Origin of the sequence: Cognatundibacterium aquatile (assembly GCF_014699135.1) — a bacterium.
In the GTDB taxonomy this organism is placed as follows: Bacteria; Pseudomonadota; Gammaproteobacteria; order Burkholderiales; family Burkholderiaceae_D; genus Undibacterium; species Undibacterium aquatile.
Genome location: NZ_JACOFT010000003.1, coordinates 668,927 through 687,402 on the forward strand (window position 1 = coordinate 668,927; position 18,476 = coordinate 687,402).

The 18,476-nt window shown below is 51.4% G+C and carries 19 protein-coding genes and 1 riboswitch; of the genes, 18 read left to right on the forward strand and 1 reads right to left on the reverse strand.

Annotated features, from left to right (window positions below):
- Positions 1 to 54: 54 nt before the first annotated feature.
- Positions 55 to 834, reverse strand: a complete 780-nt coding sequence (locus H8K26_RS11505) for an IclR family transcriptional regulator (protein WP_186883271.1) — start codon at positions 832 to 834, stop codon at positions 55 to 57.
- 316 nt (positions 835 to 1,150) lie between these two features.
- Here H8K26_RS11505 and H8K26_RS11510 point away from each other — a divergent pair, with 316 nt between their 5' ends.
- The 18 genes from H8K26_RS11510 to H8K26_RS11595 all read left to right on the forward strand — a co-directional run bounded on the left by H8K26_RS11510 (position 1,151) and on the right by H8K26_RS11595 (position 18,427).
- A complete protein-coding gene (locus H8K26_RS11510; protein ID WP_190479614.1) occupies positions 1,151 to 1,549 on the forward strand; it encodes a diacylglycerol kinase in 399 nt (132 codons plus the stop codon).
- Positions 1,550 to 1,556: 7 nt separating this feature from the next.
- On the forward strand, positions 1,557 to 2,591 hold the full coding sequence (gene cobT / locus H8K26_RS11515) for a nicotinate-nucleotide--dimethylbenzimidazole phosphoribosyltransferase (protein WP_190479615.1): 1,035 nt from the start codon (positions 1,557 to 1,559) through the stop codon (positions 2,589 to 2,591).
- Positions 2,591 to 3,391, forward strand: coding sequence for an adenosylcobinamide-GDP ribazoletransferase (locus H8K26_RS11520; RefSeq protein ID WP_190479618.1), 801 nt, complete (start codon positions 2,591 to 2,593; stop codon positions 3,389 to 3,391). The genes cobT and H8K26_RS11520 overlap by 1 nt, the downstream gene beginning before the upstream one ends.
- A gap of 21 nt (positions 3,392 to 3,412) precedes the next feature.
- The gene (locus H8K26_RS11525) at positions 3,413 to 3,958 is read left to right on the forward strand and encodes a histidine phosphatase family protein (protein ID WP_190479620.1); all 546 of its coding nucleotides are present in this window, start codon (positions 3,413 to 3,415) and stop codon (positions 3,956 to 3,958) included.
- Positions 3,959 to 3,968: 10 nt separating this feature from the next.
- A complete protein-coding gene (locus H8K26_RS11530) occupies positions 3,969 to 4,379 on the forward strand; it encodes a PilZ domain-containing protein (RefSeq protein ID WP_190479623.1) in 411 nt (136 codons plus the stop codon).
- A 67-nt stretch (positions 4,380 to 4,446) separates the two neighbouring features.
- Positions 4,447 to 4,749: riboswitch (cobalamin riboswitch) on the forward strand.
- Between the two features lie 111 nt (positions 4,750 to 4,860).
- Entirely contained in the window at positions 4,861 to 6,696 is a 1,836-nt protein-coding gene (locus tag H8K26_RS11535) for a TonB-dependent receptor domain-containing protein (protein WP_190479624.1), read from the forward strand.
- Positions 6,697 to 6,958: 262 nt separating this feature from the next.
- The gene (locus H8K26_RS11540) at positions 6,959 to 7,978 is read left to right on the forward strand and encodes a FecCD family ABC transporter permease (RefSeq protein WP_190479627.1); all 1,020 of its coding nucleotides are present in this window, start codon (positions 6,959 to 6,961) and stop codon (positions 7,976 to 7,978) included.
- A 19-nt stretch (positions 7,979 to 7,997) separates the two neighbouring features.
- Complete coding sequence (locus H8K26_RS11545; RefSeq protein ID WP_190479629.1) at positions 7,998 to 8,759, forward strand: ABC transporter ATP-binding protein; 762 nt, start codon at positions 7,998 to 8,000, stop codon at positions 8,757 to 8,759.
- Between the two features lie 6 nt (positions 8,760 to 8,765).
- Positions 8,766 to 9,410, forward strand: a complete 645-nt coding sequence (cobO, locus tag H8K26_RS11550; protein WP_190479630.1) for a cob(I)yrinic acid a,c-diamide adenosyltransferase — start codon at positions 8,766 to 8,768, stop codon at positions 9,408 to 9,410.
- Entirely contained in the window at positions 9,404 to 10,705 is a 1,302-nt protein-coding gene (locus tag H8K26_RS11555; RefSeq protein WP_190479632.1) for a cobyrinate a,c-diamide synthase, read from the forward strand. Before cobO ends, H8K26_RS11555 begins: the two co-directional genes overlap by 7 nt.
- A 1-nt stretch (position 10,706) precedes the next feature.
- A complete protein-coding gene (gene cobU / locus H8K26_RS11560) occupies positions 10,707 to 11,276 on the forward strand; it encodes a bifunctional adenosylcobinamide kinase/adenosylcobinamide-phosphate guanylyltransferase (protein WP_190479634.1) in 570 nt (189 codons plus the stop codon).
- A complete protein-coding gene (cbiB, locus tag H8K26_RS11565; RefSeq protein WP_190479734.1) occupies positions 11,276 to 12,214 on the forward strand; it encodes an adenosylcobinamide-phosphate synthase CbiB in 939 nt (312 codons plus the stop codon). The genes cobU and cbiB overlap by 1 nt, the downstream gene beginning before the upstream one ends.
- A gap of 1 nt (position 12,215) precedes the next feature.
- Positions 12,216 to 13,226 (forward strand): threonine-phosphate decarboxylase CobD, encoded by a 1,011-nt coding sequence (gene cobD / locus H8K26_RS11570; RefSeq protein WP_190479636.1) that lies wholly within the window; start codon positions 12,216 to 12,218, stop codon positions 13,224 to 13,226.
- Positions 13,223 to 14,245 (forward strand): cobalamin-binding protein, encoded by a 1,023-nt coding sequence (locus tag H8K26_RS11575; RefSeq protein ID WP_190479637.1) that lies wholly within the window; start codon positions 13,223 to 13,225, stop codon positions 14,243 to 14,245. The genes cobD and H8K26_RS11575 overlap by 4 nt, the downstream gene beginning before the upstream one ends.
- Positions 14,242 to 15,090: a cobalamin-binding protein gene (locus H8K26_RS11580; RefSeq protein ID WP_190479639.1), complete on the forward strand. Its 849-nt coding sequence runs from the start codon at positions 14,242 to 14,244 to the stop codon at positions 15,088 to 15,090. Before H8K26_RS11575 ends, H8K26_RS11580 begins: the two co-directional genes overlap by 4 nt.
- A gap of 83 nt (positions 15,091 to 15,173) precedes the next feature.
- A complete protein-coding gene (locus H8K26_RS11585; RefSeq protein WP_223826973.1) occupies positions 15,174 to 16,625 on the forward strand; it encodes a cobyric acid synthase in 1,452 nt (483 codons plus the stop codon).
- 156 nt (positions 16,626 to 16,781) lie between these two features.
- Positions 16,782 to 17,561: an acetolactate decarboxylase gene (gene budA / locus H8K26_RS11590; protein ID WP_190479641.1), complete on the forward strand. Its 780-nt coding sequence runs from the start codon at positions 16,782 to 16,784 to the stop codon at positions 17,559 to 17,561.
- A gap of 116 nt (positions 17,562 to 17,677) precedes the next feature.
- Positions 17,678 to 18,427 carry a hypothetical protein gene (locus H8K26_RS11595; protein WP_190479643.1) on the forward strand — a complete coding sequence of 250 codons (750 nt, stop codon included), beginning with the start codon at positions 17,678 to 17,680 and terminating at the stop codon, positions 18,425 to 18,427.
- Positions 18,428 to 18,476: the final 49 nt, after the last annotated feature.

Consider the following 18,476-nt stretch of genomic DNA (forward strand, 5'->3'; position numbering starts at 1 on the left):
ATCAGCGCTGTTTTTTTATTCTATTGTTGTTCTTTAATGCTGATCTGACATTGCTCAGCGTGGACCTTTATATCCCAGCGCAGCAGAAATCTGGTGCGCAGTTTCCATTAAATTGTTTTTCCAGTCTTCTTGCAAACGATCGGCTGGTGCTGAAATCGACAGACCAGCGATCATTTTTCCGCTGTCGTCGTGAATGCCGGCAGCCATGCAGCGCACACCCAATTCCAGTTCTTCGTTATCTTTGGCATAACCGGTTTGACGAACTTCTGCAAGTTCCTTTTCCAGTTTGGAAAGATCCGTAATGGAGTTTTTATTGTGGCCAGACAGCCCGGTACGTGTTGCGTAAGCCCGTATCGCTTTTGGCTCATCCAGGGATAAAAATAATTTGCCGGTTGATGTCAGATGTAACGGCGCACGGCCGCCGATAGCTCTGACTACTTGCATGCCGGAGCGTTCAGAGAAAGCACGGTCGATATAAACGATATCATCCCCCTGACGGACAGAGAGATTGATAGTCTGATTGGTCTGCCGGTGCAGCGTGCGCATAAACTCAAGCGCGGTTTCACGCACGTTCAGATGACTTTTGACGATATTGCCAAGTTCAAGCAAACGCATACCTAACTGGTAATAACCTGTATCGGCGCGATCAACGAAGCGCGTTTTGACCAGATCGTTCAAAATCCGGTGAGCAGTAGACGGATGCAAGCCCGTTTCAGATGCCAGCTCTTTCAGGCTGACCGGATCTTGATAATGCGCAAGCGCATCAAGCAGAGAAACCATGCGTTCTATAACTTGTATGGAGGTTTTTTCTGAAGCTGGAGCGTCGTTTTTCATAATCTCGGTGGTGCAGTGCAATATTTAAGTTATACCACAATGTGAAAAAATCGTCATTGACTCGACAATGAAAAGACAAGCTGAGCCGCAAATTTAGTAAAAAACGATGCAAATTCGCTGCAAACGATATGATTTGGGTGTCGAAAAAATAATCTTTTGGGCTTGAACAGGCTCGCATGTTTATTTCAAACCATGCCGCAGAAAAGTGATTTTCGTCATCATTTTGAAATGGAGTGTGAAGCTTTGTCATGTAAAATCCGGCGGCAAGGTGGGAGCCGGATATGGCTCCTCCGTTTTTTTCTCACAAGGGATAACGATGTCAGATCAGGAACAACCGATCAGCGAGTTCAAAAGTAAAAGTGGTTTGCGACGCATTTTTTCGGCATTTTTTTATTCGATTGATGGTTTTCGTTCAGCCTGGATCAACGAACATGCATTCCGTCAGGAATTGGTACTGGTTATTGTCGGCGTCATTGTCGCGTTGAATCTGCCAGTAACGGCAATTGAGAAATTGATGATGATTTCGGTGTTATTACTGATACTCGTTGTTGAATTATTGAATTCCGCCGTCGAAGCGGTGGTGGACAGGGTTTCCCTTGAGCGGCATACCTTGTCAAAAAATGCCAAGGATTTTGGCAGCGCCGCCGTATTACTGACATTTTTTATCGCAGTCGGTACCTGGGCTGTCATTTTAGTGAATCGCTTTTACCCATAAGAAAAACATGTTACCTACCATTTTAACGACGAACGATGCCACGCTTGCCAGCACACTCAGCAATGCAATCAATAACAAAACCAAACCGTTGGGAAGTCTGGGGCGCCTTGAGCAACTGGCTTTACAAATAGGCCTGATACAGCAAACCACGACACCGGTTTTGTATGACCCGGCCATTATTGTGTTTGCCGCCGATCACGGAGTTGTTGCAGAGGGAATTTCAGCCTTTCCGCAAGATGTCACCTGGCAGATGGTCGAAAATTTTCTCAGTGGCGGCGCGGCAATTAATGTGTTTGCCAGACAAAATAATATTGCGCTGCAGATTGTCGATGCGGGCGTGAATCATGAGTTTGGTGAGCGAAATGGTTTGATTCACCGTAAAGTCGCCTCTGGTACACGTAATTTTGCGCAGCGGCCAGCGATGACACCGGAGCAATGTCAGCTGGCTATACAGAATGGGCGGGCACTGGTTGCAGCCTTATCCGGTAACGTGCTTGGCTTTGGCGAAATGGGTATCGGCAACACAACGGCCGCTGCAGCGTTGATGCATAAACTGACCGCGCTGCCGGTAGCCGATTGTGTGGGGGCGGGTACTGGATTATCTGCTGACGGCATACGGCATAAACAAAAGGTCATTGAAGCTGGTGTTGCACTGCATGCAGGTGTAAATGAACCTCTTGACGTCTTAGCTTGTTTTGGTGGCTTCGAAATTGCGACGATGGCCGGAGCCATGCTGGAAGCAGCTGCACGCCGTAAGGTCTTGCTGATCGATGGGTTCATTGTCAGCAGCGCTTTGCTCGTCGCGGCACGATTGCAACCGGATATTCTCGATTACTGTGTGTTTTCACATCAATCTGACGAAAGTGGTCATGCTCGCCTACTGGCTGCGCTGGAGGTTAATCCTGTACTGAAACTCGATCTGCGTTTAGGCGAGGGCACCGGTGCGGCGCTGGTCTATCCTATGGTGCAGGCCGCGGTTAACTTCCTGAATCAGATGGCGACATTTGGTTCCGCGCAAGTCAGTGAAAAGAGTGCTGGCTGATGACGCTGTTAGGACAGCAAGTGCTGCATCAGTTGCGCTTGTTTTTTATTGCGCTGCAGTTTTTTACGCGCATTCCTATTCCGGGCTGGGTGGGCTTTGATCCTGCCTGGCTGCACCAAGCTTCGCGTTATTTTCCTGCGGTCGGTTGGGTAGTTGGTGCGGTTGCGGCCAGTACCTATGCGATTGCATCGTTGTGGTGGCCAGCCGCTGTCGCGATACTGATGTCCATGGTGGCAAGTATTTTATTGACAGGTGCATTTCACGAAGACGGGTTTGCCGACGTCTGCGATGGGTTTGGCGGTGGGACGACACCGGTACGGGTGCTGGAGATCATGAAAGACTCACGCATAGGCGCGTATGGTGCGATTGGCATGTGTCTGATGTTGTTGTGTAAATTTATCGTGCTGGTGAGCTTGCCGACAGTGCTGGTCTTACCTTCCTTGCTGTTGGCACATCCATTGTCGCGCTTATTTTCCTGCAGTCTGATCTGGCTGCTCAGTTACGCGAGACAGGAAGGGAAGGCGAAACCGCTGGCGCAACAGATGACGTCGAATGAGTTCGGTATCGCTTGTCTCACAGTCTTGTTGCCCGCAGGAGTTATCTTGCTGTGGCAACCTTTGATGATAGATCGTCTGTTACCTGCGCTGGTTTTAATGCTGCTGGCGAGTTTCTGGCTTGCACGCGTATTTTTCAAAAAAATCGGCGGATATACCGGCGATTGTCTGGGGGCAGTGCAACAACTGTCGGAACTTGCGTTTTATCTTGGTGTACTGGCACGCGTTGTCAGTGCAAATCCTTAGCCTCGTGAGAATGTGGACGCGATGCTTTTGCATCTGATACGTCATACAAGACCCATCATCGCGCCTGGTATTTGTTACGGCCAGTCAGATGTTGCTGTTACTTCATCGGACTGCATGTCTCTGGCTGCCAGTTTAAAACCACGCTGGTCAGCACATGTGCCCGTATATTCCAGTCCTTTGCAACGTTGCACACGGTTGGCAGACTTGTTGCATCCGACACCGCTTATAGATCCTCGTATCATGGAGCTGAATTTCGGTCATTGGGAAATGCAGGCGTGGGAACAGATTTCCCGTTCAGAAGTTGATGCCTGGGCTGCTGATGTCGTTCATTATCGTCCCGGGCAACAGGAAAACCTTGTGCAGATGGCTGAGAGGGTGAGTGCGTTTCTGGGCGATTTATATGCGACAGCGGAGCCGGAGGCGGTGATAGTTTGCCACGCTGGCGTCATTAAAATGATTGCCGCGTGGGAGAATGGTCTTGGAAGTGTCGGCATCGCGCAACGGGCGGCGCAGAGTAACGATGAATTTTCATATGGTTGTTGCATTGATATTAATATTGTCATGTAGGATATGAGGGTTGGTTTTCCGTTCTGAGCTAAGTGCGGAAACCTATGGCGCGCTAACCGGTGACATTATTCTCATGATAGAATTCAGACGAGCCCCGCGTATCAATGTGAGCTGGCGTTGCGGCATCAGAATGCCGGATGGTCATTTGTTGTTGTGCCGGGCCGTGAATATTGCCGGTGAGGGCGTGTTAGTGCAGTGCCCTGAAAGTTTGCAACTCACACAAATCTACCCGATGATGATAGAAATCCCCGGTATCGCGAACAGCGATGACATTTTCCGAGTTGCATGCAAAGGATCTGTCCGGCATATCATTCTCAGTGGCGATCACTATCATGCCGGTATGCATCTGACAAATATGTCCGATTTGCATTCAGAGCTGGTCAATGCCTGGATTTCCAGAGCGAATAAGTTCGCTTCTTGATAATATTATCTTGCTGTTGTCGTCATGTTGTTTTCACCCCCATCCTTGCCCGACTTGTCATCTGCCGATAGAATGACGGAGTTTTGGTGCTCGCAGACATGTTCATGTCTGCAGTTAAACGGGAAACACGATGTAATTCCGGAAATATCCAGAGATCTGCGTGCGCAATCGGCACGATAAAAGACAGATCACCGGATTTCACGATGAAAAGCAAGAGTGTGCTGCCCCCGCAACGGTGTACAAGTTGCTGTATTTCTTTCTGTAGATTGATACAGCCAGCCATTTTCCAATACCACTGTGCGTTGATGCATGGGAAGGTCAGATGGTGATATTTGTCAGCCCGGATACCGGCCAGAATAAGTGAAGTGATACGGCAGGCATTTTCTGCGACGGCATACGCTGTGCAGAAATATTTGACGTTCGCTTTGTTGAATACAGCCTACGGGGACGTTGGCTGTATGCCTCGCTTATTTTCTACATCATGAACTCTGTATTCAAACCTCTTGCCCTCGGTCTTGCCGTGGCTGCCGCATTTCCTGCATCGTCTGCATTTGCCCAATCGATTTCTGTTTCTTCCGCATCCAGCGTGATTATCACCGCGGGTCGTCAACCACAGGCCGCGATTGACGTTCTCGCCGACAATGTCGTGATCACTGCTGAGCAAATTCAACAATCAGGCGCGGCATCCGTCGTTGATCTGCTGCAACAACAACGCGGCATAGAAATCAGTCGCAATGGCGGTCCTGGTAATAATTCTTCTGTATTTATGCGTGGTGGTAACAACACGCAAAATCTGGTGTTGATCGACGGTGTCCGTGTTGGTTCTTCAACTACCGGTGGTGCGACCTGGGCGACAATTCCGCTAAGTCAGATCGACCATATTGAAATCGTTTATGGCCCTTTGTCCAGCCTGTATGGCGCGGATGCCATGAGTGGCGTGATCCATATTTTTACTAAGAAAACGCCGGGTGTGTTGAATACGACAGCTTCGCTCGGTGCCGGCAGTTACGGTACGCGTAAAGTACAGGCCGGAGTTTCCGGATCTGTCAGCAGTAATCTGAGTCTGGCGCTGAATGTCGCGCATGACGAAGATGAAGGATTTTCTGCTACCAAGACAGGTAACCCCGATAAAGACGGCTACAAACTTGACAGTGTCAGTCTGCGTGCCGACTACGAGGTCAGCAAAGACCTGGAGTTCGGTGCCAAATTTTTACAAAGTCGTTTGAATGCCCAGTTTGATTCGGGCGCTAAGAATGATTACAGCGTACAGAACTTAGAAACCATTTCTGCTTTTGGTAAGGGACGCATTAACGATATCTGGACTGCCTCTTTGCAGTTTGCACAATCAACCGACAAGACCTTTACCGCAGGTTCTTATGACCCGAGCCAGATCGATACTGTACAGAATCTGATTACGTTCCAGAACGATATCCGTATCGGTAAAGACGTACTGCAATTATTGGCTGAACGCCGTGAAGAAACGGTGGATACCACGACTGCCGGACTCAACGGTGATCGCAAAACCGATTCTCTGGCAGCATCCTATGTCCTGAAACATCAGGCCCATCTGGCGAGTGCAAGCGTGCGCTATGACCGCAGCTCGGTCTACGGTTCTCACACCACGGGCAGTGTTGCTTATGGCTATAAGCTGAATGACTCGTGGCGTGTGAACGCCAGTTATGGCAGCAGCTTCCGTGCGCCGACGTTTAACGAGTTGTATTACCCGGGTTATGGCGTTGCCTCGAATAAGCCCGAGCAAGCAAAAAATGCCGAAGCAGGCATTTATTATGAGCTTGGCGATACGCAACTCAGCGCTGTTTATTATCAGAACAAGGCGACAGACTTGCTCGTCAGCACTAATACCTGCCCTGTGGATGTAAAAGGTCATCCTTACGGTTGTGCTTACAACGTAAATAAAGCCACGATGTCTGGTCTGACTGTGGGGGCGAACACTCGTCTGGGTGACTGGAATCTGCGTGCTTCCGTCGATATTCAAGACCCGAAAGACGATACATCTGGTTTGCGCCTTGCCCGTCGCTCCAAAAAGCATGGTTCGCTGGCGGCAGAATACACAATAGCGAAAGCCAAAATCGGTGTTGAAACCGTATTTTCCGGTAACCGTTTCGATGACGTCGCAAACAAAAAAACGCTGGCGGGATATGGCTTGCTGAATATTTACGGCACGTATGAGGTTGTGAAAAATCTGACGGTGATTGGCCGCTGGAATAATGCGTTGAATAAAGATTATGAGCTCGCCAAAAACTATGCAACAGCGGGATCGAGCATCTTTGTTGGATTGAATTACGGCTTTAAATAATCAAAGCAAAAATTGAATCGCGAATTAAAGCGGTATTCAAAATGAAGAAAAATCTGTGTCCGAATGCGGGCACAGATTTTATTTATAGAACTTACTCAAAACCGCCCCAGCGGTGTTATGGCGCCTAGTCGTACTATTCGTACTGTCTTCGTCGCCATGCCTTGCTGGGACAATTTTGCGTCAGTCCTAATTTAAATTGATCGGGCTGTACATGCGCAACAAGTTTCTTTTTTTCAGCTCGCCGCCGACGCAGGATGGTTTCATGCCTGCAAGCCGGGCGAAGCAACATGCCAGTCTGATATTTGGTTTTCTGCTGCTTTTCACCTTTGCCAGCATTGTATTTGCTGGCCTCACAGGTTCTGTCGCGCTGAGTTTTTCCGAGTTGGACGATGCGGCTGTTGAATTGATGCGCGGCCCCGCCAATTCTCTTGCCGCGAGTTTGCTTGAATTGCGACTTTCGCGTGCATTCACAGGATTCATCACCGGTGCCACGCTTGCCTTGTCCGGCGTCTTGATGCAGGCCTTGTTGCGTAATCCCCTCGCAGACCCTTATGTACTGGGCATTTCCGGCGGAGCATCTGTCGGCGCGCTGGCCACAATCTTATTCTATGGCGCGTTCTGGATGGTTGATCTGGCTGCGTTCGGCGGGGCGCTTGCGGTTGCCTTGCTCTTATTCGGCCTCGCCTACCGTGATTTCCGTGGCAGTGGCAGCAGCGATGGCAGCGCGCCCGTGTTATTGCTGACCGGTGTGATAGTCGCGTCCGGTTGCGGTGCATTGATTACCTTGATGTTGTCGGTAGCACCCGATAGCCGTTTGCGCGGCATGGTGTTCTGGATGATAGGCGATTTATCCGGGGCGCAGTCGCGCTATTTGCCTTGGGTGGTCGGCGCTGGCGTATTTTTGTTTGCGATGCGAAATGCGCGTGCGATCAATATTGCAGCGATGCATGCGGATGTCGCCAGTACGCTGGGCGTGAATATCGGACGTTTGCGCCAGCTCTTATTTTTATGTTCGGCCTTACTGACGGCCAGTGCGGTCAGCACCGCAGGCAGCATAGGATTTGTCGGTCTGATTATGCCGCATGCATGTCGCTTTGCTTTGGGGCCAGACCACCGTTTATTGATCCCAGCTGCAACGCTGGCGGGTGGCAGTTTTCTGGTCCTTGCCGACACGATTGCGCGTACCGTGGTGGCACCACAGCAGTTGCCGGTGGGGGTAATTACCGCCGTCATCGGCGTGCCGGTGTTTTTGTTGCAGTTGCATCAGTTGCGCCGCCGCTAACGAGAATGGGACGATAACGATGAAAACCCATCATTTGAATTTAACGGCAGGAAAACGCCTGCTGGTGCAAGAGCTGAACTGGCAGGTAAACGCGGGCGAATGCTGGTGCATTATTGGCCGTAATGGTGCCGGTAAAAGTACCTTGTTACGCACACTGGCAGGCTTGCGTCCGGTGGAATCCGGAGACATTTTTTTAGATGGCAAATCGCTGTCGGCCTGGCCGCTGGCAGAGCTTGCGCGTGAACGTGCTTTTTTATCGCAATCCCGCACCGATGCGTTTGGCTATTCCGCCATCGAGACGGTATTGAGCGCGCGTCATCCCTATCATGATGCTCATTACTGGGAGTCCGGTGATGACATGCAGATTGCCTTAGATACAATGCGCGAACTGGACGTTGCCGATCTGGCGCAACGCGATGTCCGCAGCTTGTCTGGCGGCGAACGGCAGCGTGTCGCAATTGCCGCCTTGCTGGCGCAGGATGCGCAACTCATGCTGCTGGATGAACCTGCAAACGCACTCGATCTTGCGCATCAGGTGAGTGTCATGCAATTGCTGTCGCGTTGTTGTCGCGAAAAAAATAAGTCCGTCATTATGGTCAGTCATGACCTGAATCTTGCCCAACGCATTGCTAGTCACGCTTTGTTGTTGATGGGTGATGGTCAATGGCTGGCCGGGAGCGCTGAAGACATGCTGACCGCGGCACAATTGGGCGCTTGTCTTGGTTATCCGATAGAGCGCTTTGAGCATCACGGTCAGATACTTTTTATCCCGAAGAATTAAATAATTATGAGCGACCTTCCTTCTGCACCGATTGCTTCATCTATCGATAGCGACAATATCAACACCCGTCATCAGCGCCGCATGGAACGCAAGAAAGCGCTGATGGATGAAAAAATTCAGCAAGCCCAGCGCACGACAGGTGTACTGCTGATCCATACCGGTAATGGCAAGGGAAAAAGCTCCAGTGCATTTGGTATGGTGATGCGCGCATTAGGGCATGGCATGAAAGTCGGTGTTGTGCAATTCATCAAAGGCGCGATGTCAACCGGAGAAGAAATTTTTCTGCGTCGTTTTCCTGATGAAGTCGAGTTCTACGCGATGGGCGAAGGCTATACCTGGGAGACGCAGAATCGTGATCGTGATATTGAAAAAGCGACGGTCGCATGGGCGCAGGCAAAGAAATTTCTGAGTGATCCCAGCATCGGCCTGGTGGTGTTTGATGAACTCAATATTGCGCTGAAATACCATTATCTGGATCTCGATACGGTGATTGCCGATCTGGACGCACGTCCTGAAATGCAGCATGTGGTTGTCACTGGTCGCGGTGCGTTACCGGAACTCATTGCGATAGCCGATACCGTGACAGAAATGAATGTCGTAAAACATGCGTTCAAAGATGGCATCGTGGCGCAGGCAGGAGTTGAATGGTGATAGCTCAGGCAAAAGTGGTGTTGGTATCGGCGATCGCGTCCGGACAAGGAAAAACAACGACAACGGCGGCGCTTGCCCGCAAGTTGCGTGGGCAAGGCAAGATCGTCAGAATTTTTAAAACCGGGCCGGATTTTATCGACCCGATGATACTGGAGCGTGCAGGCGGCGCCCCGGTCTATTCACTTGATTTGTGGATGGTCGGCCAATCAGCATCGCAAGCCATGCTGGCGCAGGCAGCGCTGGAAGCGGATGTGATTCTGATTGAAGGAGTGATGGGGTTGTACGACGGCAGACCATCTTCCGCCGATCTGGCGCGTGCTTTTGGCGTGCCGGTGCTTGCGGTGCTGGACGTTGCCGCGATGGCGCAGACCGTGGGCGCGCTGGCGTTGGGCTTGCGCGACTTCGGGCCGGTTCATCTGGCCGGCGTGATTGCTAACCGTGTTGCCTCTGCTGGGCATGGAAAAATGGTGGCAGCCGCGATGCGGGATATTCCTCTGCTCGGATACCTGCCACGCCAGGCCGAAGTGCTGCCTGAGCGACATCTGGGGCTGGTATTGCCGGAGGAAGTCGGACAGATCGATGCCATGCTTGATGCCATGGCAGAGCAGCTCGATCTCGATATGCAGGCATGGGATGCCTTACCTGAAACCCAGTTTGCGCTTGCAGCCCCTGTCGCTATTCCTCGTTTGTTGGAGGGGAAAAAAATTGCGGTTGCCCGTGATGCCGCATTTGCTTTTATCTATGCCGCAAATCTGGATACTCTGCGCATGTTGGGTGCAGAATTACTGTTCTTTTCTCCGCTTGCCGATCAGCCTGTTCCTGCCCAAGCCGATGCCCTGTATCTGCCTGGCGGTTATCCCGAATTACATGCAGCCACCCTGAGCACTGCGCAGTGCTGGACAGCATCGGTCAGGGCCGCACATGCTGCCGGTATGCCGATATTGGCCGAGTGTGGCGGCATGATGGCGCTGACGGAAGGATTGGTTGATTACGATGGAAAACATTGGCCTATGGCTGGTTTGCTTAACGGTGAAGTGCACATGCAGAAAAAACTTGCAGCACTCGGCGCACAGGCATGGCATTTTTCTGACGGAGATTTACGCGGTCATACTTTTCACTATTCGCGCTTCGACACATCGCTGCATCCAGTTGCGCATACGATCAAAAATGCGCATTACTCCGACAGCGATCAGGGCGAGGCGATTTATCAATGCGGGCATTTGCATGCCTCGTATTTTCACGCTTATTTCGCCTCAAACCCGGTCGCCGTCGCACGCTTGTTTTTAAGGACTTGAGATGAGTCGCAGCTTGATTTTTGGTGGTGCCCGCTCAGGTAAAAGTGCGTATGCAGAACAACTGGCGCTTCGTCTTTCTGCGGAAGGCGGCAAACAGGTGATTTACCTCGCAACGGCAGCGGCGGCAGACAGTGAAATGCAGCAACGCATTGTTCATCACCAAAGTCGCCGCCCGACTGATTGGCAAACCATAGAGCAAACAACCGCACTGGGCGCAGCGATACAGGAATACAGCCAGCCCGAAACCATCTTGCTGATTGATTGCCTGACCGTCTGGCTATCGAATTTATTATTTTCAGAAAATGTGGAATTTCCTGAGGTCGGCCAGATTACGCCGCCAACATTATTCGCTGAACAACGGAGCGAAATGCTGAACGCGCTTGAACAGGCAAAGGGCGACGTCATCTTGGTATCGAATGAAGTAGGCATGGGCATCGTCCCGATGGGGGCGATTTCACGCTGGTTTGTGGATGAAGCCGGGCGTTTGAATCAGGCAGTGGCCGCCAGTTGCGACAACGTGGTCTGGGTTGCGGCAGGCTTACCTTTATTTTTTAAAGGCGCGCCATGCTGATGATGACGGGCTTGACTACTGCTTTGTGTTTGCTGTTCGGTGTCGTGCTGGATATGGCATTCGGCGAAGTCAGAAAATGGCATCCGCTGGTGGGTTTTGGTCATTTGGCAAATCGGGTCGAACAAGGCCTGAACCGCGCATCTGCAAGCCGCTGGACAGGGGCTATTGCCTGGCTGCTGGTCGTGCTGCCGTTCGTGTTGCTCGCGATACTGACTTTGTGGTTCGCCCATCATTACACGACCTGGCTGGCGCCTGTATTGCATGGAATCTTGCTGTATTTCTGCCTCGGCTTACGCAGCTTACGCGACCATAATTTACCGATACAGCAAGCGCTGCTGGATGGCGATCTCGCGACTGCACGAAGGCTGACATCGTATATCGTCAGTCGCGATACCGATGATGCGGACGAAGAATATCTGGCCAAAGCCAGCGTTGAATCGGTGTTGGAAAACGGTTGTGACGCGGTATTCGGTACCTTGTTCTGGTTTATGGTGTTAGGTGGTGCCGGTGCCGTTTTATATCGTCTGGCAAATACCCTGGACGCCATGTGGGGTTATCGTTCCAGCCGGTTTTTACGCTTTGGCTGCGTGGCGGCACGTATTGACGATGGCTTGAACTGGCTGCCTGCACGCCTGACAGCGCTGACTTATGCCGTTCTCGGCAACACGCGTCTGGCCTTGCAGTGCTGGCAGCGGCAAGCACCACGCTGGTCCAGCCCGAATGCGGGTCCTGTCATGGCAGCGGGAGCCGGCGCGCTGCATCTGACCTTGGGCGGTAATGCCCGCTACGATGGTGAGAATGAAAGCCGTCCACTGTTAGGCAAAGGCAAACTGGCTGCAGCGTTGGATATTCAACGTGCATGGCAACTGGTTTTCGGTGGCACTTTGCTGTGGCTCGGCATCATCGTCCTGGCAGCGTTGTTTTTAAGCGGGATTTAATATGCTTAAGCATGGCGGCAATTTACGTGATGCAGCAAAGATGTTTTCTCGTCCGCTCGATGACTGGCTGGATTTATCGACCGGCATTAATCCGCATTTTTATCCGGCACCTGTGCTTGCGCCAAACGCCTGGCACAGACTGCCGGAATATTCCGAAGATTTAATCGTTGCAGCGCAAAACTTTTACGGTGCACCGCGTATGTTAGCGGTCGCTGGCAGCCAGGCCGCAATTCAGGCCTTGCCGCGTTTGCGTCCGCTCTCGCGCGTGGTGGTGTCTGCGCCGTCTTACGCCGAACATGCATATCAATGGCGGCAGGCCGGACATGCGGTGAGCGAAACCCGTTATGAGGATTTGCATGATGCCGTGGCAAATGCCGACGTGGTCGTATTGTGTAATCCGAATAATCCTACTGGTGAGATGATCGCCCCGGCGCAACTTCTGCAATGGGCTGAACAACTGGCGCAGCGCGGTGGTTGGCTGATCGTGGACGAGGCGTTTGCCGATACCTTGCCGGATATCAGTGTCGCAGCGCACACCCAGCGTGAGGGATTAATCGTCTTGCGTTCAGTCGGCAAATTCTTTGGTCTGGCTGGCATCCGGCTTGGTTTCGTCGCAGCCTGTGACGCCTTACTGACGCGCCTCGCAAACTACCTTGGTCCCTGGACTATCAGTGGCCCAGCGCAACAAATTGCAGTCTCTGCTTTGTCGGATACGAGCTGGCAACAGCATCAGCGACTGCTTTTACAGCGAGAAGGTGAACGCTTGCGCTGTCTGTTGATGCAGCAAAACTGGCAATGTTCCGGCACGGATTTATTTCAATGGATCAGTGACCGCCACTTACAACAGCAAAGTCAGGCGCTGTGCCATTTCATGGCAGAACGCGGCATCTGGTTGCGCTGGTTTGAAGAAGGGGCGCACAGGCCGAATGGTGTGCGTTTTGGCTTACCTGCAAATGAAGCCGGGTGGCGGCGTTTGCAACTGGCCTGTGCTGAATGGACGAGCCAGATATGAGCGTCAATATCAGTCGCAACAATGAGAGCAAAAAAGAGAAAAAAAAAGAGAGTAAAAAAGAGAGTAAAAAAGAGAGTAAAAAAGAGGATAACTACGTGAACTTATTTTTCTGTCGTTTTTTCGTATTGGGTATCGTCGCTCTGTTGTTGTCAGCATCGGCGCAGGCGGCGATCAGTGTGAAGGATGACCTTGGTCATACCGTCAGTTTAGCTAAACCTGCAGAGCGCGTGATCAGCCTGTCACCGCATGTGACGGAATTGATCTTTGCTGCTGGCGCTGGTGACAAAATTATCGGTACAGTCAAATACAGCGATTATCCTGCGGCGGCAAAGGATATTCCACGCATAGGCGATAACCGACAGTTTGATCTGGAACGCATTATGGCGATGAAACCTGATTTGCTGGTGATCTGGATGCACGGTGCTTTTGAGCGCCAGTTGGAAGTGTTGAAACAATCGGGCGTGCCATTTTTTTTCAGCGATCCGCAAAAGCTGGAACAGATTCCCGACACCATCCTCAAACTCGGGAGTTTGCTTGGTACCGAAAAAGCAGCACAACTTTCGGCGAACGATTTCCGCCAGCAGTTGCAGCAACTGCGTGCGCAGTATCAGGGGAAAGTAAAAGTGCGCACGTTTTATCAGGTATGGCACAAGCCTTTGTATACGCTCAATGATAAGCATATTGTCAGCGATGCGATACGTGTCTGCGGCGGTGAAAATATTTTTGGCAAACTGAATGTGACCGCACCTGTCGTCAGCGTTGAAGCCGTGTTGCAGGAAAACCCGGAAGTGTTAATCAGTGCGGAAAGCCGCAATCAGGCTTCCAATGGTATCGATCAATGGAAAAGCATGACATCGTTGCTGGCCGCAAAAAACAATAATCTGGTACTGATTGATGGCGATCTGGTGAACCGATCCGGCCCACGGATTATTGATGGCGCTAAAGCAATATGTGAAGCGCTAGAGCAAGCGCGGCAAAAACGCGACAAGGCCGTGATACCACCACAAGGAAAAAAATGAATACCACCCCTTTGTTTGAGCGTATCGCCTGTTTATCTACCGAAGCCGTGGAAGTTTTATATGCGCTAGGCGCAGAAGATTGCATCGCAGGTATTTCCGGGTACACCACAAGACCAGCGCGTGCCCGTGATGAGAAACCCAAGGTCAGTGGTTTTTCCTCTGCGCAGATTGAGCGAATACTGGCAGTGAAGCCCGATCTGGTGATTGCCTATTCCAATATGCAATCCGAGATCGTGCGCGAATTGATCAGTGCTGGTATTGAAGTCCATGCGTTCAATCAGCATCATGTTGCAGGTATTCTGCACATGATTAAAGTGTTAGCCGTACTGGTTGGAAAACAGGAGCAGGGTACGCAGTTGATCGCAGAACTGCAGGCGCAAATCGATGTTATCCGCCATCAGGCTGCGCAGTGGACGCACCGACCGAAGGTTTATTTTGAAGAGTGGAATGAGCCGCTGATGTCTGGTATCGGCTGGGTATCTGAGTTGATACAGATTGCCGGTGGCGACGATGTGTTTGCCGATCTGGCTGGTTTTCATAGTGCCAGACAGCGCATCATCGCAGACCCGGCCGAAGTGGTTCGACGCGCGCCGGATATCATTATCGGCTCATGGTGCGGAAAAAAATTCCGGCCGGACAGCGTGGTTACACGCGAAGGCTGGGATGCGATTCCGGCTGTTCGTCATGGGCGGGTACTGGAAATCAAATCGGCAGACATACTCTCGCCGGGGCCGTCGGCAATCCAGCACGGACTTCTGCAATTGCATGTACTGATTGCTGAGTGGCAGGCCTCGCAACCTTTGTCTGTAACACGTTCGTCAGTTGCCTCGGAAGTCGCGGCTTAATTCCGTGGAAATGAACAGGATAGGTTTTTCTTTTTTTTATTTGCCTCGGTGTCTGCCGGAACCTTTTAAGAAAGCGTAGTCGCATGCAGATTTCTACTTTAATGGTACAGGGCACGACGTCGGATGCGGGCAAAAGTACGGTGGTTGCGGCGCTCTGTCGCTTGTTGCAGCGAGATGGTGTGAGGGTGGCGCCGATGAAGCCGCAGAACATGGCGCTCAATAGCGCCGTGACGATTGATGGCGGCGAGATCGGGCGCGCCCAGGCTTTGCAGGCCATCGCCGCCGGTGTGCCTGCCCATACTGATATGAATCCTGTGTTGTTGAAGCCATCCTCCGATACCGGGGCGCAAGTCATCATTCATGGCAAGGTGCGTGCAGACATGGATGCGCGCGATTACCACCAGTACAAAACCATTGCGATGGGGGCTGTGCTGGAATCGTATCAGCGTCTGCAACATCAATACGACGCGATTATTGTTGAAGGCGCAGGCAGCCCTGCCGAGGTGAATCTGCGTGATCGTGATATTGCCAATATGGGTTTTGCGGAAGCGGTCGATTGCCCGGTGATACTGGTGGCGGATATTGATCGCGGCGGTGTCTTTGCCCATTTCATCGGTACGCTGGCGTGTTTATCTGAGTCCGAGCAACAGCGCATTGTCGGCTTTGTGATTAATCGTTTTCGTGGCGATATCCGCTTGCTGGAACCAGGGCTGGAATGGCTGGAACAAAAGACCGGCAAACCTGTGCTCGCTGTCTTACCGTATCTGCATGGCTTACAGCTGGACGCCGAAGATGCGATACAACCAGCACAACAAAGTAGCGGAAAATTCCGCATCATCGTACCTGCGATACCGCGTATTTCCAATCACACGGATTTTGATGCCTTGCGCGCGCACCCTGATGTTGATTTACAGTTTATCGGTCCTGATCATGCGATCCCGCCCGCTGATCTGATTATTTTGCCCGGCAGTAAAAACACCCGTGCCGATCTGGCATTTCTGCAGCAACAGGGATGGCAGCAAGCGTTGGAAAAACATCTGCGCTACGGCGGCAAAGTGATAGGCATTTGCGGTGGCTATCAGATGTTGGGACAGATCATCAGTGACCCGTATGGCGTCGAAGGTACCGCAGGTGATTCGGATGGTTTAGGTTTGCTGGATATCACAACCGAGCTGACGCAGGAAAAACGCCTGCAACAGGTCAGTGGTCGCTGTGCTTTCGGTTTTGCTGCAGGCGGTGCACCTGCGGCAGTGCAGGGCTATGAAATTCACATGGGGTTGACATACGCCAGCAATGAAACCTTGCCTGCATTTCACCTGAATGACGAGGACGAAGGCGCCCGCTCACCGGATGATCTGATACTCGGCACTTATCTGCACGGATTATTTGACCACCCGGAAGCGTGCAGCGCATTGCTTGCATGGGCTGGGCTGCAAAGTGATGCGGTCGTTGATTTGTCTGCATTACGCGAACAGAGCATTGATCGCGTGGCAGATGCCTGCATACCGCTACTCGACGCTTTGCGCGCCTTATAGCCGGAAAGAGTGACGACCACAGCTGTTGAAAGTGATTGTGAGTTTGTTGTCTTCATGCGCATAATGAGCATCTTACCTGTCGGTATTTATGCTGGCGGCATGCTCGCTTTTGCCGACACTTAATGACTTCTCACTCTACTACTCGCTCTCACTATCATGCCTTTACGATTACTGCGCCCACTTGTTCTGGCTTTACTTTTTTCGTCATCTGTCACGTATGCGGCTGATGCCCGGTTGTTTCAGTATTCGACGATAGATGCTTTGCTCGCCGGTGCGTATGACGGCAATATTTCTGTGGCTGAATTAGCCCGACACGGTGATTTCGGTATCGGTACATATAACCGTGTCGATGGCGAGATGATACTGATCGACGGCGTGTTCTACAAAGCAAAGGGCAACGGCAAAGTCGAAATCGTGCCACCGCAAGAACTTTCTCCGCTGGCGATTGTGACTAATTTTCAACCGACGAAAGAAATCAGCCTGGCAGGTGTGGCGACACTGGCAGAACTGGAAGCACAGCTCGATGCCAGTCTGATTAATAAAAACGCTTTCTATGCGATACGCGTTCAAGGAAATTTTGCGGAGATGACCACGCGAGCCATCGATCCGCAAAAGAAACCTTACAAACCTTTGGCTGAAGTCACTAAGACTCAATCAGTTTTTAAACTTGGCAGCACCTCAGGGCAATTGATAGGATTTCGCAGTCCCGCATTTGTCAAAGGCTTTAATGTGCCGGGTTATCACTGGCATTATTTGTCTGATGATGTCAGTCATGGCGGACATGTACTTTCCTTGCAGCTGACGGCAGGCAAGGTAAAAATCGCCACGATTTCTAAGGTTGAATTACAGGTGCCTGATACTGAAGGTTTCATTCATGCCGATCAGTCAAAAGACCGGGCACAGGAATTACACGCAGTCGAAAAAATCCGGGAGTAAAACATCGTGTTTTGATCTGACGATACCTTTGGGTGCAAAAGTTAATACCTTGTGTTTCATGCAATGGATCAGACTGAATTGCATTACACTCATTTTTCTTTTGCCCAGGGTAAGCAATGCGTAAATTATCTGTATGGATGACGGGAGTCTGTGTCGGGTCTGTCATAGCGTCGGCGCAGGCGTCGGAGCCTGCGACAAATCCTGCGACAAGTTCTGATGAAGTCGCGGCATCATCGGTACAGATTTCAGCAACCCGCGACCCGGAATTGAAATCTTACCGGCAATTACTCAAGGGTTTAAACGCTTACGAATCTCATCTGGCAAAAGCCCCCGGTTCTGTCTTTCGTTTCCAGTTAATTCCTCAGAAGTCGGATGTCAGTCTGCATGATGTCGGCTTGCGTATCGTCAGCGACGACAGTTCGATACCGATTCCTGTCGCGAACGATGGCGGTTTCACCTTGCCGCGTGATAAAAAAGCGGAAACCGATAATGCAGATTTACTGACGAATCAGAAGAAGGGGAGCTTTCGCTGGCGGCCGGAAGTTCGCAGCGCCGGATTGACTGCCAACACGCGCCGCCTTGGTGACCTGCGTCTGGAGTGTGAAATACGTTGGGCAGTCGAATATGATGAGTTGCCGTTCTTGCGACGGAATATGTTTCGAGCGGCTGGTGGCCCATGTCATTCATCAATGATCACGGTCATTTATTTCTCACCGTTTAAAAGCAGTACTGTCACACTGGTGTCCGGCGAGCGCAAGATGGTGCTGACATTGCTTGCTGATGGCCTGCGTTATTCACCACCATTGCATGAGCAGAGTTGGAATGATGACGCTGTAATTGTGTTTGAACCCGTCGCCCAGCAATGACCTGCCTTCAGACAGGTATAGGCGGCGTTGACGATCAATGAACCGCTTC